Origin of the sequence: Sterolibacterium denitrificans (genome assembly GCF_900174485.1) — a bacterium.
GTDB classification, from domain to species: Bacteria; Pseudomonadota; Gammaproteobacteria; order Burkholderiales; family Rhodocyclaceae; genus Sterolibacterium; species Sterolibacterium denitrificans.
In genome coordinates this window covers 1619209-1635295 of the sequence record NZ_LT837803.1, presented here as the reverse complement: position 1 = coordinate 1635295, position 16087 = coordinate 1619209, and the positions used below count along the sequence as shown (strand labels likewise).

Genomic DNA, 16087 nt, shown 5'->3' with positions numbered 1-16087 from the left:
GATCGCCGCCAATAATTTTCCGTCCGTACCGATGCAGCCCTCCCCGCCGCCGCCACTCGTCAGTGGTCACGATGATCTGCGCCGCCTGCAATGGCTGCGCGACTTCGCCATTGCCATGCTGGCCCTGGTCGTCATCATCGCCAGACCGCTGTTCCATACCCTGGTGCCATGGCTCCCTGCCTTCAGCCTGCTTGGTCTGTGGACGTTGATCAGCATCGCCACCTGGATCCGCCTGCGCCGCCCCTCGGCGGTCGACCAGCGCGAGCTGCTGTTGCACATAGGCATCGACCTGGCCATGTTGACGGCGCTGCTGGCGGTTTCCGGCGGGCCGGCCAACCCGCTCACGGCGCTCTATCTGCCGCCGATTGCCATCGCCGCCGCCGTGCTGCCCGCACCTCACGCCTGGTTCATCGCCCTGCTCGGCGTGGCCGCCTACTCCTTGCTGTGGAAGTTCAGTCTGTCGCTGACCGTCGAAGATGTAGACCGGGCCATGCAGATGCACCTGACCGGCATGTGGCTGACCTTCGCCATCTCGGCGCTGTTGATTGCCGGATTCATCGGCCGCATCACCATCGCCTTGCGGCGGCGCGAACGGCAACTGGCCGCCGCGCGCGAGCAGGCATTACGCGACGAACGCATCGTTGCCCTCGGCAATCTTGCCGCCGGTGCGGCACATGAACTCGGCACGCCGCTGGCCACCATGGCCGTGATCACCGGCGAGCTGGCGCATGACCCGGCCCTGCCTGGCGAGCTGCAGACCGACATACAACTGCTCAAGCAACAGATCGGCGCCTGCAAAAATATCATCAGCAGCCTGGCCGAGCGTGCCGGCGTGCAGCGCGCCGAAGGCGGCAAGGCGCTGGCGGCCGATCAGTGGCTGGCGCAATTGGTGGCGCGCTGGCGCACCATGCGCCCCCAGGTCGCGCCGCGCCTGCAACTCTCCGCAGCAGCCGGTAGCACCGCTGCAGCACCGCGCATCTTCATCGAAACCACGCTGGAGCAGGCCCTGCTCAATCTGTTCAACAATGCGGCCGATGCCAGCCCGGAAGATGTCGCGATCCTTGCGCAGTGGGATTCGCTCCGGCTGCGGATCGACATCCTCGATCGCGGTCCGGGCATGGACAGCGCCCTGCTGGCCCAGGCGGGACGGGAGTTTTTCAGCACCCGCAGCGAAGGCACGGGCATCGGCCTGTTTCTGGCGCATGCCGCGCTCGACCGTCACGGCGGCAGCATCCGCATGACACCACGTGCCGATGGCGGCACGCTGACGCGCGTCGAGCTGCCGCTGCAGGCCATGCTGGCGCAAGGAGGAAATGGAGAATGAACCCGACCGCAAGCATAGTCACGGCCACCTCCCGCACGATACTGGTCATCGACGATGACGCAGCCTTCAACGCCGTGCTGTGCCGCGCCCTGGGCCGGCGCGGCCATGTGGCCTTCGGCGCCGGCAATGCCGCCGAGGCGCTGGAGATTGCCAAACGCGAGCAGCCGCAACGCATCGTGCTCGATCTGAATCTCGCCGGCCGCAGCGGCAACGAAAGCGGCCTGGCGCTGCTTGCCCCGCTGCGCCAGCACTGTCCCCACAGCCGCATCGTGCTGCTGACCGGCTACGCCAGCATCGCCACGGCAGTGGATGCCATCAAGCTCGGCGCCGATCACTATCTTGCCAAGCCAGTCGATGTGGATACCCTGCTGGCGAGCTTCGCCGCGGCAGAGGCGGATGCGCAAGCAGCCTCATCCATGACGGAACGCATCGCCAGCCAGGCGCCGCCGAGCGAACCGCTGTCGGTGGATCGTCTCGAATGGGAACACATCCAACGCGTCCTGCATGAACACGAAGGCAACATCTCGGCGACGGCGCGCGCGCTCAAGATGCACCGGCGCACCCTGCAGCGCAAGCTGGGCAAGCATCCGGTCAGGGACTAGCGCCCTCGCAAGCGCTTACAGTATGTAACGCGCCAGATTCTCGCTCAGCGCCAGCTCCTTGAGACGGCTGTCCACATAGGCGGCATCTATGAGCACTTCCTGCCCGCCGTAGCGTTCGGCCTCGTAGGAGACGTCCTCGAGCAGCTTCTCCATCACCGTATGCAGACGGCGCGCGCCGATGTTTTCGGCACGCTCATTCACGGCAAAAGCGATTTCGGCCAGCCGCGTGATGCCGTCTTCGGCAAACCGCAGGCTGACGCCCTCGGTACCGAGCAAGGCTTGGTACTGGCGCGTCAAACAAGCGTCGGTACTGGTCAGGATGCTGGCAAAGTCATCCACGGACAGCGAGGACAGCTCGACGCGTATCGGGAAGCGTCCCTGCATCTCGGGAATCAGGTCGGACGGCTTGGACAAATGGAAGGCGCCGCTGGCAATGAACAGGATGTGATCGGTCTTTACCATGCCGTGCTTGGTCGACACCGTCGTACCCTCGACCAGCGGCAGCAGATCGCGCTGCACGCCCTGCCGTGAGACATCGGCGCCATGACTGTCCGACCGCGTCGCAATCTTGTCGATCTCGTCGAGGAAAACGATGCCGTTCTCCTCGACATTCTTCAGCGCCTGCGCCTTGATCTCCTCGTCATTGATCAGACGCGCGGCCTCTTCCTCGGCAAGCAGTTTCAATGCCTCGCGGATTTTCAGCTTGCGCGTCCGGCGCTTGCCGCCGCCCATGTTCTGGAACATGCCCTGAATCTGCTGGGTCAGCTCCTCCATGCCGGGCGGGGCGTAGATTTCCATGTGAGCGGCGGGTGTGGCGACATCGATCTCGATTTCCCTGTCGTCCAGCTCGCCTTCGCGCAATTTTTTGCGGAATTTCTGCCGCGTCGATGACGTCGATGAGTCTGCCGGAATTTCCTCATGCAGTTCCGCGCCACCGCCACCCACCGGCCGCGCCGGCGTCAGCAGTACATCCAGCACGCGATCCTCGGCGGCATCCTCGGCGCGATGGCGCATGTTGCGCATCGCCAGCTCACGGCCGTCCTTGATCGCGGTTTCGAGCAGATCGCGGATGATCGTATCCACATCGCGTCCGACATAGCCGACCTCGGTAAACTTGGTTGCCTCGATCTTGATGAAAGGCGCATTGGCAAGCCGCGCCAGACGCCGGGCAATCTCGGTCTTGCCGACGCCGGTCGGGCCGATCATCAGGATGTTCTTCGGCGTGATCTCGGCGCGCAGCGGCTCATCCACCTGGGCACGCCGCCAGCGGTTGCGCAAGGCGATGGCAACGGCGCGCTTGGCGTTGGCCTGGCCAACGATGTGCTTGTCGAGTTCCGAGACTATCTCGGCAGGAGTCATCTGGCTCATATTTCAGTGAAGAGTGAGGAATGAAGCGCGAACGGCAAGGCGTGGGCGCGTGGGTTTTCCAACCTTTGCACCTCAGGCCTCAGTGCATCAATCAAGTGTTTCGATCAAATGATTCTGGTTGGTGTAAATGCACAGATCACCGGCAATACCCAGCGATTTGCCGACGATTTCCGCCGGCGCCAGATCGGTGTTTTCCAGCAGCGCCCGGGCCGCCGACTGGGCGTAAGGGCCGCCGCTGCCGATGGCCACGATGCCCTGTTCCGGCTCCAGCACATCGCCATTGCCGGTGATGATCAGCGAATGCTCGCGGTCGACCACCGCCAGCATCGCCTCCAGCCGGCGCAGCATGCGGTCGGTGCGCCAATCCTTGGCCAGCTCGACGGCCGAGCGCAGCAGGTTGCCCTGGTGCTTTTCCAGCTTCGCCTCGAAGCGCTCGAACAGGGTGAAGGCATCGGCCGTCCCTCCGGCGAAGCCGGCGAGGATGCGTTCGTTGTAAAGCCGCCGGATCTTGCGCGCGCCGGCCTTGATGACGATATTGCCCAGAGTGACCTGGCCATCACCGCCCAACGCAACCTGCTGCCCGCGCCGGACTGAAAGTATGGTGGTACCGCGATACTGTTCCATGGATTGCTTTCAATGCTTGAGAGACTTTTGCTGGGCCCCGTGCCAACTCGTCTCCAGATGATGCCGGAACACGGAATTTCAAGAGGATGGGAAGCCCAAGGGATTTGTGGCGCCGGACTTGTGGAGTGTGGAGCCCGCCCCTGCCGAAGGGTTCAGCGATGTGCGCGCTCTATCCGGATCCGGGCCAGTTGGCCGATCCCGGCCATTTCGAGCATGGCGGCAAGCAAGTGATTGCAACCGATCAGACGCACGCCGGCATGATCCTGCGGCAGCGCGCTCAACACCCGCCGCAAGCTCATGGCGCTCGTCTGATCCATGCGCTTCAAGGCAAACAGATCAATGACCCGTTCACCGGTAGCAGTACTCTTGAGCGCTGCGAAGTCCGCCTCGCCAGCATTCAGCAGATCACCGGAAAAATGCAGCGTCGCCGCCGCCGGCACCTCTGCCCCGGCCTGCGTCCCGGCAAGCCCCGCAGAACCGCCGCCCGCAGAACCTGTAGTTGTACCCGCACCCGCATTCTTGCGCTTCGGCTTTGGTAGCTCCCACGACGGCGGCGATACTTCGAAGGTCACGGCATACTCCAACGCCAGCGTCTCGAAGGCATCGGCCTCGCCCAGTTGTTGATGCAGTTCCAGCAGCAGCAGCCAGATTGCGTCATTCTCGGGCTGGCCGGCCACGATCCCGGCCTTGAGCATGTCCTTCAGATACGCCATCCCGTCGAGTTCCAGCTCGCAAGCCGTTTTCTTCAGATACTGAATGAACCCGAGCAACAGGGCGCAACCGCCGTTGTCGGCATCCTGTATCCGCCCCAGATCCAGCCGCAGCAGCGAACGTGTCTTGGTCACGCTCATCAATTTGGCGAACTGTGGCGCACAGCGGGCGTTCAGCGAGCCGTTCAGCGCCACCGAGGCCCGCCCATCCGCAGGCCGGACAAGCGGTGTTCTGGCCGCCGGCCTGTCGTTGTGCCATGCCGGCGCCGACTTCTCCATGGTATTGACGTATTCAAGCGCCAGCCGATCGAAAGCCGCCTGATCGCCAATGGCGCGATATACCTCGAACAGCATCAGCCAATGCGCCTCGCCGGCCGTGCCGGTCTGTAACGCCGTCTCCAGCGTCCTGCGGGCCTCCGCCAAATCTCCTGCGGAATACGCGAGTGCCGCCGCCTCCGTGGCCGGATCCAGCCGCACCAGGGGAAAAGACTCTGCCGGAGGAGAGGGCGCAACCGCTGGAAGCGCATCTTCGAGCGGCTCCAGCGTCAGGCTGGCCGCGGTCTGGACTGGCTGTGGTACGGTGGTCTTCGCGAGTTTTTCCGGCTTCGTGAAGTCGAGCGAAAACAGGTCATCGTCTTCCGACACGGAGACCGGAGCATCTGCTGCGTCTGCCGGCAGCGCAGTCTTTGCTGATGAGTTGGCCATCAAGAATCTATCCCGCCCGTGCAACGTTGATCACGCCGGCAACTGCGTCAGCGCACTACTCATACTGCTCGTATTACCAAATGCAAGCGGCAACTTTTAGCATAACCGCCACCATCGTGCAATGAACTCCATCAACCCGCGACAGCATGCAAAACCGGCCCGCCCCACTACTCACAGTATCGGCAATTTTCCGCCGCGCTGCCTGAGTTCATCGCGCGCATCCTGCCAATCCGGATAAAGGCTACCAACCAGCTCCCAGAAACGCGCGCCATGATTCATTTCGACCAGATGCGCCAGCTCATGGACGATCACATAATCGATCAACTCGAGCGGCAGATGTATCAATCGCCAGTTGATGCGTATGCCGCTCTTCAGGCTGCAACTGCCCCAGCGGGTGCGCGCATTCGACAAGGCCAGCGGCGGCGGCAACCGTCCCATCCGCCGAGCGTAATGCGCGCTGCGCTCGGCGAACAAGGCCAGCGCGCGACGCTGCAGGACGCGGCGCAGCATCGCGGCATGCTCATCGCAACCGGCTTCCGCCCGAACCTCCAGCAGGACGTGCTCATCATGCCAGTGCGCGCGCATCCTGCCGCTGGTGATGGCGATACGAACCGCAATATCATTCCCCAGCAGCGGAATGTGGCTGCCATCCCGGATGGTCAGATGACGACGCGCGTGGCGCTCGGTATATTCAGCCAGCTTGGCCAGCACCCATGCGGCATGCGCATGGATGAAGCCATCGATCTCGGCCAGGGTGGTGCGTGCCGGCGCGCCAACGATCAGACCGCGTTCGTCGATGGTCATGGAAAGCCGCCGCCGGCCCTGTCCCTGACGCAGGGTATAGGCGACGATCTGATTGCCCAGATGCAGGTGGCGCTGCCGGGGCGCTTTCGGCGGCGTTTGTCCAGGCGCGGGGGTCGTGGCCGGCCGATCCGGCGCGCGGCCGGGCACGGAAAACAGGGAAAGCTGCTGAAAAAAATCCATGCTCATGGCGCCGGCAAATCGTTTTCCCAGAGGTCGGCGGTGGCATGGCGCGCTGCCAGATCCGCGGCGGCGGCAGCGACAATCCGCGCCATGTCGGCGCGCGGCAATTCAATGAGCCGCCAGTTGAAGCGCAACGAACCATCCGCATGCAACTGCACCCAGTCGCCCTGCGCGGCAAACGAGAAGGCCCATTGCGGCAAGGTGCCGGCGCCGTTCGTCCGTTGCGCTGCCGCCGCCAGATCGGCAGCGATCAGCACGGCGGCTTCCTGCCGCAGCCAAGCCTCGACGCCATCCTGAATCTGGCGTGGCGTGGCGCCGGGCGGCAAGGGCAGATGCAGGGTTTCGCCCTCGATTGCGGCCATTTCATGCGCAGTCGTCAGGCAGAGCGTCAAATCACCGCCCAGAAAAGGCAAACGCATGCCGTCGCACCAACGTTCTGCCGGATCGAGCCGACGCGGCTCAACCCACAGATCGAGCTGCGGATTCCGTTGCTTGCGTATCTTGCGCGATCTCATGACGGTACAAATGCGGGCTGATACGTGCCATTTCAGCCTCGATCCACGCTTCGGCGCGCGCATTCACTTCAGCCGTGCGCAGGCCAGCGGTCGAAATCGCAGGCCCGACGCTGACCGTGATCGTACCCGGCGTCTTGAAGAAGGCATTGCGCCCCCAGAGCTCGCCGGAGTTCAGCGCCACGGGCAGCACTTTGGCGCCGGCCTTGACGGCAAGGTGCGCGCCACCCGTCTTGAAGGTACGGTGCTGGCCCGGCTCCGTCCGGGTACCCTCCGGGAAAATCACGATGGGATAGCCCTGGCTTAGGCGCAGCTTGCCCTGGCGCACCAGATCACGCAATGCATGCTTGCCTGCCTGGCGATCGATGGCGATCATCGGGATCACCGCCAGCGCCCAGCCAAAGAAAGGAATCTGCCAGCGCAGCTCCTTCTTCCAGACGAACAATGCGAGCGGAAATATCTGCTGCAGCACGACCGTCTCCCAGGCCGACTGATGCTTGGCGAGAATCACGACCGGCTCGTCCGGAATGTGTTCACGCCCCAGCACCCGGTAATCGATGCCAAGCAGATGCTTGATCAGCCAGATCGTGAAATACACCCAGGGCACGGCGCTGTAGCGGCGTAGCCGATGCGGCAGGGGAAAGCAGAAAATCATCAGCAGGGCATACGGCGGCGTAACCACCAGCATCACCAGCAAAAAGACCACGGAACGCAAATAGTTCATATCGCTACCGTCAATGCCTCAAGCCGTAATCCGCGCAACGAGCGCTGCCAGATCGGAGAAAACCAGGGTGCCTGGCGGCAATTCCGGATCCTCGGCGGTCTGACGGCCCTTGCCGGTCAGCACCAGGATCGGCTGCGCAGCCACGGCGACGGCGGCCTGCAGATCGCGCAGGGAATCGCCAACGACGGGGACACCGGCAAGATCCGTGTTGTAGCGCGCAGAAATCTCCTGCAGCATGCCGGGTTTGGGTTTGCGGCACGTGCATTGGTCGGCATTGGTATGGGGACAGAAAAATACGGCATCGATGCGCCCGCCCTCCTGCGCCACGGCTTTCACCATCTTGTCGTGAATGCCGTTCAGCGTATCCATATCGAACAGCCCGCGTCCGACGCCGGATTGATTGGTTGACACGATCACCCGATAACCCCATTGATTGAGGCGCGCGATTGCCGCCAGGCTGCCCGGAATCGGCCGCCATTCATCCGGCGATTTGATGAATTGATCGGAGTCATGATTGATGACGCCGTCACGATCGAGAATGATGAGTTTCATTGGTTCGGCCAGGGATGAGGGTGAAGACCGGGGAATGAACGGCACCCGCCGCCCGCGCGTCGGCGCCGGCTTTCAGTCTTTGGCCTTGCCGCCGGCGCCTGTCTCCTCACGCGTCACAGCCTGGAAATATCCGCCACCTGATTCATCAGGCCGGCCAACTGTTTCAACAAGGCCAGACGGTTCTGGCGGATGAGCGCTTCCTCGGCCATGACCATGACGTCTTCAAAAAATCGGTCGACGGCAGCCCGCAAACCGGCCAGCAGCGTCAATGCGCCGGTGTAATCTTCGGCCGCCACCAGCGAACGGATATGCGGCGTGATGGCGACGACCTGCTCGAACAAGGCCTTTTCCGCCGGCTCCTGCAGCAGCACGACATCGGCCTCGTTGCCGAGACCGGTCACGTCGGCCTTCTTCAGCAGGTTGACGATGCGCTTGTTTGCGGCGGCCAGCGCCTCGGCCTCGGGCAGCACGGAGAAGACTCGCACGGCGTCCAGCTTGGCAGTGACCAGATCGATGCGCGTCGGCTTCAGCACCAGCACCGCATCCACGGCATTCGGCTCGTGCCCGGCTTCGCGCAGCAAGCCGCGCAGGCGCTCCAGCATGAAATCGAACAACTGGTCGGCTGCTGCGGCCTGGCCCCGATTGAGTTCCATGGCGCAGGCAATCAGCTCGTCGAGCGGCAATGGCAGCGGCGTTTCCAGCAGGATGCGCAATACGCCCAGCGCCGCCCGGCGCAGGCCGAAGGGATCCCTGTCGCCGGTCGGCACCTGGCCGATGCTGAACAGCCCGGCCAGCGCATCCAGCTTGTCGGCCAGCGCCACCGCGCAAGCCACATTGCCCTGCGGCAGGGCATCGCCCGCATAGCGCGGCCGGTAATGCGCCTCGATGGCATCGGCCACCACCGCCGGCTCGCCATCGTGCAAGGCGTAATAGCGCCCCATCGTACCTTGCAGCTCGGGAAACTCACCGACCATGTTGCTGGTCAGGTCTGCCTTGCACAGTAGCGCAGCGCGCTCGGCATGGGCCACGTCGCCATGCAGCAGGACGGCAATCCGCCGCGCGATGGCGACCAGGCGCTCGACGCGCTGCTGTTGCGTGCCCAGCTTGTTGTGATAAACCACCCGACCAAGATCGGCTACCCGCTGCTGCAGCGGCGTGCGGCGATCGGTCTCGAAAAAGAACTTGGCATCGGCCAGGCGCGGGCGCACGACCCGGGCATTGCCCTCGATGATGTTCGCCGGATCGGCCACCTGCATGTTGGAAACGACGAGAAAACGATTGCTCAAGCGGCCATGCTCGAACAACGGAAAGTATTTCTGGTTGGCCTTCATCGTCAGGATCAGGCATTCCTGCGGCACGTCCAGAAACTCGGCATCGAAGCCGGCTTCATACACCGCCGGATATTCCACCAGTGCCGTCACCTCGTCGAGCAGCGCCGCGTCTTCCAGGCATTGCAGCTTGCCCGCAGCCTGCTGCAGTTGCGCGCGGATCATCTCGCGGCGCTCGGCAAAATCGGCGATCACCTTGCCTGCCGCGCGCAGCGTATCGGCATACGCATCGGCCGTCGGGATGACGATCTCTCCCGAACTCATGAAGCGATGGCCCAGCGTGACATTGCCCGACGCCAGGCCCAGCACGCTGCCCGGCACGATGCGCGCGCCATGCAGCATCGTCAGACGATGCACCGGACGCACGAACTGCGCCTCGCCCGCGCCCCAGCGCATCAGCTTGGCCACCGGCAGTTTCTTCAGCGCAGCTTCGACCATGCCTGCCAGATGCAGATCGATGGATTCACCCGCCTTGTGCTGACGGGCGACGAAATATTCCGCCTTGCCGTCATGCACGCGCTCGAGTTGTTCGAAGGCCACGCCGGCAGAACGCATGAAGCCCTCCAGCGCCTTGCTCGCCTTGCCATCCGCATCGAGGCCGCTGGCAACGGCCGGCCCCTTGCGTTCGACCGTGCGATCCGGCTGGGCTGCCAGCACGTCGGCAAATTGCACGGCAAGCCGGCGCGGCGTGGCGAACCAGCGGCCCTGTTCCTGTGCGGCGATGAAACCGGCATCCACCAGCATGCCGCGCAACTGTTCATGAAACGACTGCCCCAGGCGCGCCAGGGATTTCGGCGGCAACTCTTCGGTCAGCAGTTCGATCAGCAAGGTGTTTTTCATGCGCCCACCTCCGCCGTTGCGCTCGTTGCCGGCCTTGCCTGGCCATCCTTGCACATCGGGAAGCCCAGACGCTCCCGCGCATCGTAGTAGGCCTGCGCCACTTCACGCGCCAGGGCGCGCACGCGACCGATGTAGGCGGCACGCTCGGTCACCGAAATGGCGCCCCGGGCGTCGAGCAGATTGAAGGTGTGCGAGCATTTCATCACCATCTCGAACCCCGGCAAGGGCAGATTCAATTGCATCAGGCGCCTGGCCTCCGATTCGAACTTGCCGAACTGGGCAAACAGCCAGTCGACGTCGGAATGTTCAAAGTTGTATTTCGACTGCTCGACCTCGTTCTGGTGATAGACGTCGCCGTAGGTCACGCCCGGCGTCCACACCAGATCGAAGACGTTTTCCACGCCCTGCAGGTACATTGCCAGACGCTCGATGCCGTAGGTGATTTCACCCAGCACCGGGCGGCAGACCAGCGAGCCGACTTCCTGGAAATAGGTGAATTGCGTCACTTCCATGCCGTTCAGCCAGACTTCCCAACCCAGCCCCCAGGCGCCCAAGGTGGGCGATTCCCAGTCATCCTCGACGAAACGGATGTCGTGCTCCGCCGTATTGATGCCCAGGGCCTTCAGCGAATCCAGATAAAGCTCCTGAATATTCGCTGGCGAGGGCTTCAGCACCACCTGGTACTGATAATAGTGCTGCAAGCGGTTGGGATTCTCCCCGTAGCGCCCGTCCTTGGGACGCCGCGACGGTTGCACATAGGCCGCCTTCCATGGTTCGGGGCCGAGCGCGCGGAGAAAGGTCGCCGTGTGGAAAGTGCCGGCACCGACCTCGATGTCATACGGCTGCAACAAGACACAACCCTGTTCGCCCCAGAACTGCTGCAAGCGCAGGATGATTTCCTGAAAAGTGGGCGTACCGCTCATGCTGCTCATCGATGCTTCCCGTATTCAAAATCGTGAAGCCGTGATTTTAGCGGGAATCAGACAGGGCGTGCCAGAACAGGGAGCGGCTTCATGGCTGCGCAAGAGAATGTCCGCGCTTGCCCGAGGTTTGACCAGACACACTGGAATGCGTTATTTTCCCCCCTTTTCCAAGCTCGCGCGCCGGGTTGCTGGTTGGCCCGATTTGTAACCACTCGCAACCCCTATCTGCCATGGCCAAGCCCGCCCCCGCCGCTGCACCCGCCTCCTTCGAAGCCGCCCTGGACGAGCTCGAAACCATCGTGCGGGCCATGGAAGCCGGTCAACTGCCGCTGGAAGCATCCCTGGCCTCCTACGAACGCGGCATCACCTTGCTCAAATACTGCCAGGAAACCCTCGACGCGGCCGAACAGAAATTGCAACTCCTGGAAAACAACGTCTTGCGCAACTTTGCGCCTGCCGCCGCCAGCGGTGATGGCGGATCAGGCAGCAACTGAAGACTGAATCCGCAACCTGCATTGATCCGATATCCGATCGCCGTACCGTGACTGTGACTGCGGCTCCTCATCCCAACTTGGCCTGATATGGATTTTCCCGCCTGGATGGCCGCCATGCAGCAACGCAGCGAAGAGACGCTCGATCGCCTGCTGCCGGCGGCCACGATTGCACCGCAACGCCTGCATCAGGCGATGCGCTACGCCACCCTGGGCGCCGGCAAGCGTGTCCGGCCGCTGCTCTGCCATGCCGCCGGCGCACTGAGCAAGGCCGAACCGCAGCGGCTCGACAACGCGGCCGCCGCCCTGGAGCTGATCCACGTCTATTCGCTGGTGCATGACGACCTGCCCTGCATGGACGACGACGTCCTGCGGCGCGGCAAACCGACCTGCCATGTCGAATTCGATGAAGCCACCGCGCTGCTGGTCGGCGATGCTCTGCAGTCGCTGGCTTTTCAGGTACTGGCGGAACAGCCATCAGGCAACAACGAACACACCGCGGCACGCCAACTCGAAATGCTGTACCTGCTCGCCCAGGCGGCTGGCTCGCGCGGCATGGCCGGCGGCCAGGCCATCGATCTGGCGGCAGTCGACCAGCAACTGAGCCTGGCCGAACTCGAATTCATGCACATCCACAAGACCGGCGCCCTGATTCGCGCCGCCGTCCTGCTCGGCGCCACCTGCGGTAAACCGCTGACCGATGAAGCACGCCGCCACCTGGATCACTACGCCAAGATCATCGGCCTGCTGTTCCAGGTCATCGACGACATCCTCGACAGCGAAGCCGACACCGCGACACTCGGCAAAACGGCCGGCAAGGACGCCGCGCACAACAAACCGACCTACGTCAGCCTGCTCGGCCTGTCGCAAGCCAAAGCCAAGGCGGCCGAATTGCGCGGCGAAGCGCATGCCGCCCTGAGCAGTTTCGGCGATGCCGCGCGCCGCCTGACCGAGCTGACCGACTACATCTGCGACCGCAGATTCTGACCATCCGATACCGAACAGCGCACCGACCATCGCCCCCTCACCTCACGGTCATCACGACACAGCGCAACACCCGCACCATGTCCAGCACGCCACTCCTCGACACCATTGCCAGCCCCGCCGATCTGCGCCAGCTTGCCTCCGGCGATCTCGCCCAGCTTGCGCAGGAACTGCGCAGCTTTCTGATCGAGTCCGTTGCCCGGACGGGCGGCCATCTGTCGTCCAACCTGGGCACCATCGAACTCACCCTGGCCCTGCATTACGTTTACGACACCCCGGAAGATCGCCTGGTCTGGGATGTCGGCCACCAGACCTACGCGCACAAGATACTCACCGGACGGCGCGAGGGCATGGCGCGCCTGCGCATGCAGGACGGCGTTTCCGGATTTCCGCGCCGCTGCGAAAGCCCCTACGACACCTTCGGCGTCGGCCATTCCTCGACCTCGATTTCCGCCGCGCTGGGCATGGCCGTTGCCGCCCGCAACAAGAACGAACGGCGCAACGTGGTCGCCATCATCGGCGATGGCGCCATGTCGGCGGGACAGGCTTTCGAAGCGCTCAACAACGCCGGCGTCGTCGATGCCAACCTGCTGGTCATCCTCAACGACAACGACATGTCGATCTCGCCGCCCGTCGGCGCCCTGAACAAATATCTGGCACGGCTGCTCTCAGGCCAGACCTTCAACGCCGCGAGGCGGGCCGGCGAAAAAGTGCTGTCGCTGGTGCCTTCAGTACTGGAGCTGGCCCGTCGCGCCGAGGAACACGTCAAGGGCATGGTCGTGCCCGGCACGCTGTTCGAGGAACTCGGCTTCAACTACATCGGCCCGATCGACGGCCACGATCTCGATTCGCTGATTCCCACCCTGCAGAACCTGCGCGAACTGAACGGCCCGCAATTCCTTCACATCGTCACCCGCAAGGGACAAGGCTACAAACTGGCCGAGGCCGATCCCGTGCTTTATCACGGCGTGGCCAAGTTCGACAGCAATGGCGGCATCCAGCCAAGCAAGTCGACCAAGCCCAGCTACACGCAGATCTTCGGCAACTGGCTGTGCGACATGGCAGCCTGCGATGAGCGCTTGATTGCCGTCACGCCGGCCATGTGCGAAGGATCGGGACTCTCGCGCTTCGCCCGCGAATATCCGGGGCGCTACCACGATGTCGGCATCGCCGAACAGCACGCCATGACTTTTGCCGCCGGCCTCGCCTGCGAGGGCATGCGCCCGGTGGTGGCGATCTATTCGACTTTCCTGCAGCGCGCCTACGACCAACTGATCCACGACATCGCCCTGCAGAACCTGCCCGTCGTTCTGGCAATCGACCGTGGCGGGCTGGTTGGCGCCGACGGCGCCACGCACAACGGCGCCTTCGATCTCTCCTATCTCGGCTGCATTCCCAACATGCTGGTCATGACGCCCAGCGACGAGCAGGAATGCCGCAGCATGCTGACCACGGCTTACCGGCACGACGGCCCCAGCGCCGTGCGCTATCCGCGCGGCACTGGCCCGGGCGTGCCGGTGGATGATGCGCTCGAGGCGCTGCCGCTGGGCAAGGCTGAAATGCGCCGCCACAGTGCGTTGCCCACCGCAGATCCGGCGCGCGTCGCCCTGCTGGCCTTCGGCAGCATGCTGGCGCCGGCGCTGGCCGCCGCCGAGCAGCTCGACGCAAGCGTAGCCAACATGCGTTTCGTCAAACCCCTGGACGCAGACCTGCTGCGGACGCTGGCCGTAGACCATGCCCTGCTGGTCAGCATCGAAGAAAACGCGGTCATCGGCGGGGCCGGCAGCGAAGTCGCCCGCTGTTTGGAACAGTCCGGCATCGACACACCCCTGCTGCGGCTGGGACTGCCCGATACCTTTGTCGACCATGGCGATGTCGCCGCCCTGCTTTCCCAGTTGGGCCTCGATGCCACAGGTATCGTCAAAAGCATAGCAACCCGGCTGGCCGCCTCAGGCCATCCCTTGCCTGCATCCACCTCCAGTACCGGCAAGACCACATAATAGTTGAGTGGTTTTGTCGGATTTGATAAACTGCTCCGGATCGCACTTCGCACGGGAAAAACCTTTTCCCGCTTCCAGCTTCCAGGAGCACGCTTCATGAACAGTAGAGACCCCAATATCATGGCCATCGCAGACGTCCAGGGCAGCACCGATACCCGCGCCATTCCGATCAACAAGGTCGGCATCAAGAGCATCCGCCATCCCGTCAAGGTGCTCGACAAGAACCATGGCGTGCAGCACACCATCGCCGAATTCAACATGTACGTCGGGCTGCCGCACAACTTCAAGGGCACCCACATGTCGCGCTTCGTCGAGCTGCTGAACAGCAACGAGCGCGAGTTTTCCGTCGAGAATTTCGAATCCATGCTGCGCAACATGGTCACCCGCCTGGAAGCCCAGACCGGCCATATCGAGATGCATTTCCCCTATTTCGTCGACAAGGCAGCGCCGGTTTCCGGCGTGCGCAGCCTGATGGACTACCAGGTCACCCTGATCGGCGCCATCCAGGCCGATGGCAACTACATCCAAACGACACGCGTCGTCGTGCCGGCCACCAGCCTGTGCCCCTGCTCGAAGAAGATTTCCGAGCGCGGCGCCCACAACCAGCGCTCGCACGTCACCATCACGGTGACCACCAATGAGCTGGTGTGGATCGAAGAAGTCATCCAGATGGCCGAAAGCCAGGCATCCTGCGAACTCTTCGGCCTGCTCAAGCGTCCGGACGAGAAATACGTCACTGAACGCGCCTACGACAATCCCAAATTCGTCGAAGACATGGTGCGCGATGTCGCCGGCGTCCTGAACGCCGACCGGCGCATCGACGCCTATGTGGTCGAGTCGGAAAATTTCGAATCCATACACAATCACTCAGCCTATGCCTTGATCGAAAAGGACAAGAGAGGCTGAAACAACCTGTGGCCGCCCCCGGCCCAACGAAAAACGGAGCCCGCAGGCTCCGTTTTTCGTTGGGTGTTGTGTATTGCGATGTGCCGGCTGGGTGCCGGCAAGCGCAACACAACAATCAGGCCTCGGTCGCCTTCTTGCTGCGGCTGACCAGCTTTTCCTTGATGCGCGCCGACTTGCCGGAACGCTCGCGCAAGTAATAAAGCTTGGCGCGACGCACCGCGCCACGGCGCTTCACCTCGATGCCGGCGATCAGCGGCGAGTAGGTCTGGAAAGTCCGCTCCACTCCTTCGCCAGCAGAAATCTTGCGCACGATGAAGCTGGAATTGAGACCGCGATTGCGCTTGGCGATCACCACGCCTTCATAGGCCTGGCTGCGCTCGCGCGTACCTTCCTTGACCTTCACCTGAACGACGACCGTATCACCCGGCGCAAAATCGGGAATGGTCTTGCCGAGGCGGGCAATTTCCTCGGCTTCGAGTTGTGCAATCAGATTCATTTGTTACTCCATTT

17 protein-coding genes are annotated in these 16087 nt (G+C 63.2%); 7 read left to right on the top strand and 10 right to left on the bottom strand.

Going from position 1 to position 16087, the window contains the following annotated elements:
• The first annotated feature begins 31 nt into the window (after positions 1-31).
• Complete coding sequence (locus SDENCHOL_RS07570; protein ID WP_231912938.1) at positions 32-1324, top strand: ATP-binding protein; 1293 nt, start codon at positions 32-34, stop codon at positions 1322-1324.
• The gene (locus SDENCHOL_RS07565; protein WP_154716676.1) at positions 1321-1926 is read left to right on the top strand and encodes a response regulator transcription factor; all 606 of its coding nucleotides are present in this window, start codon (positions 1321-1323) and stop codon (positions 1924-1926) included. Before SDENCHOL_RS07570 ends, SDENCHOL_RS07565 begins: the two co-directional genes overlap by 4 nt.
• 15 nt (positions 1927-1941) lie before the next feature.
• On the opposite strand, the gene hslU is transcribed toward SDENCHOL_RS07565, so the two are convergent.
• The 9 genes from hslU to glyQ form a co-directional block, all read right to left on the bottom strand.
• The gene (hslU, locus tag SDENCHOL_RS07560) at positions 1942-3294 is read right to left on the bottom strand and encodes an ATP-dependent protease ATPase subunit HslU (protein WP_154716675.1); all 1353 of its coding nucleotides are present in this window, start codon (positions 3292-3294) and stop codon (positions 1942-1944) included.
• Positions 3295-3381: 87 nt separating this feature from the next.
• A complete protein-coding gene (gene hslV / locus SDENCHOL_RS07555; RefSeq protein ID WP_154716674.1) occupies positions 3382-3918 on the bottom strand; it encodes an ATP-dependent protease subunit HslV in 537 nt (178 codons plus the stop codon).
• Between the two features lie 152 nt (positions 3919-4070).
• Entirely contained in the window at positions 4071-5336 is a 1266-nt protein-coding gene (locus SDENCHOL_RS07550; protein ID WP_154716673.1) for a hypothetical protein, read from the bottom strand.
• 168 nt (positions 5337-5504) lie between these two features.
• Positions 5505-6323 (bottom strand): M48 family metallopeptidase, encoded by an 819-nt coding sequence (locus SDENCHOL_RS07545; protein WP_154716672.1) that lies wholly within the window; start codon positions 6321-6323, stop codon positions 5505-5507.
• On the bottom strand, positions 6320-6832 hold the full coding sequence (locus tag SDENCHOL_RS07540) for a YgjP-like metallopeptidase domain-containing protein (RefSeq protein ID WP_269458631.1): 513 nt from the start codon (positions 6830-6832) through the stop codon (positions 6320-6322). Before SDENCHOL_RS07540 ends, SDENCHOL_RS07545 begins: the two co-directional genes overlap by 4 nt.
• Positions 6777-7553 carry a lysophospholipid acyltransferase family protein gene (locus SDENCHOL_RS07535; protein WP_154716670.1) on the bottom strand — a complete coding sequence of 259 codons (777 nt, stop codon included), beginning with the start codon at positions 7551-7553 and terminating at the stop codon, positions 6777-6779. The genes SDENCHOL_RS07540 and SDENCHOL_RS07535 overlap by 56 nt, the downstream gene beginning before the upstream one ends.
• Positions 7554-7571: 18 nt before the next feature.
• Positions 7572-8105 (bottom strand): D-glycero-beta-D-manno-heptose 1,7-bisphosphate 7-phosphatase, encoded by a 534-nt coding sequence (gene gmhB / locus SDENCHOL_RS07530; protein ID WP_154716669.1) that lies wholly within the window; start codon positions 8103-8105, stop codon positions 7572-7574.
• Between the two features lie 113 nt (positions 8106-8218).
• Positions 8219-10273, bottom strand: coding sequence for a glycine--tRNA ligase subunit beta (glyS, locus tag SDENCHOL_RS07525; protein WP_154716668.1), 2055 nt, complete (start codon positions 10271-10273; stop codon positions 8219-8221).
• The gene (gene glyQ / locus SDENCHOL_RS07520) at positions 10270-11196 is read right to left on the bottom strand and encodes a glycine--tRNA ligase subunit alpha (RefSeq protein ID WP_154717397.1); all 927 of its coding nucleotides are present in this window, start codon (positions 11194-11196) and stop codon (positions 10270-10272) included. Before glyQ ends, glyS begins: the two co-directional genes overlap by 4 nt.
• Here glyQ and SDENCHOL_RS07515 point away from each other — a divergent pair.
• The 5 genes from SDENCHOL_RS07515 (at position 11195) to folE2 (ending at position 15577) form a co-directional block, all read left to right on the top strand.
• On the top strand, positions 11195-11404 hold the full coding sequence (locus SDENCHOL_RS07515; protein WP_154716667.1) for a hypothetical protein: 210 nt from the start codon (positions 11195-11197) through the stop codon (positions 11402-11404). The two genes, glyQ and SDENCHOL_RS07515, sit on opposite strands and share 2 nt — an antisense overlap.
• Positions 11405-11426: 22 nt before the next feature.
• Positions 11427-11690, top strand: a complete 264-nt coding sequence (locus SDENCHOL_RS07510) for an exodeoxyribonuclease VII small subunit (protein ID WP_154716666.1) — start codon at positions 11427-11429, stop codon at positions 11688-11690.
• 114 nt (positions 11691-11804) lie between these two features.
• Positions 11805-12674 carry a polyprenyl synthetase family protein gene (locus SDENCHOL_RS07505; protein ID WP_231912937.1) on the top strand — a complete coding sequence of 290 codons (870 nt, stop codon included), beginning with the start codon at positions 11805-11807 and terminating at the stop codon, positions 12672-12674.
• A 77-nt stretch (positions 12675-12751) separates the two neighbouring features.
• The gene (dxs, locus tag SDENCHOL_RS07500) at positions 12752-14671 is read left to right on the top strand and encodes a 1-deoxy-D-xylulose-5-phosphate synthase (RefSeq protein ID WP_154716664.1); all 1920 of its coding nucleotides are present in this window, start codon (positions 12752-12754) and stop codon (positions 14669-14671) included.
• 96 nt (positions 14672-14767) lie between these two features.
• Positions 14768-15577: a GTP cyclohydrolase FolE2 gene (gene folE2, locus SDENCHOL_RS07495; protein ID WP_154716663.1), complete on the top strand. Its 810-nt coding sequence runs from the start codon at positions 14768-14770 to the stop codon at positions 15575-15577.
• A gap of 115 nt (positions 15578-15692) precedes the next feature.
• On the opposite strand, the gene rplS is transcribed toward folE2, so the two are convergent.
• Positions 15693-16073 (bottom strand): 50S ribosomal protein L19, encoded by a 381-nt coding sequence (rplS, locus tag SDENCHOL_RS07490; protein ID WP_154716662.1) that lies wholly within the window; start codon positions 16071-16073, stop codon positions 15693-15695.
• Positions 16074-16087: the final 14 nt, after the last annotated feature.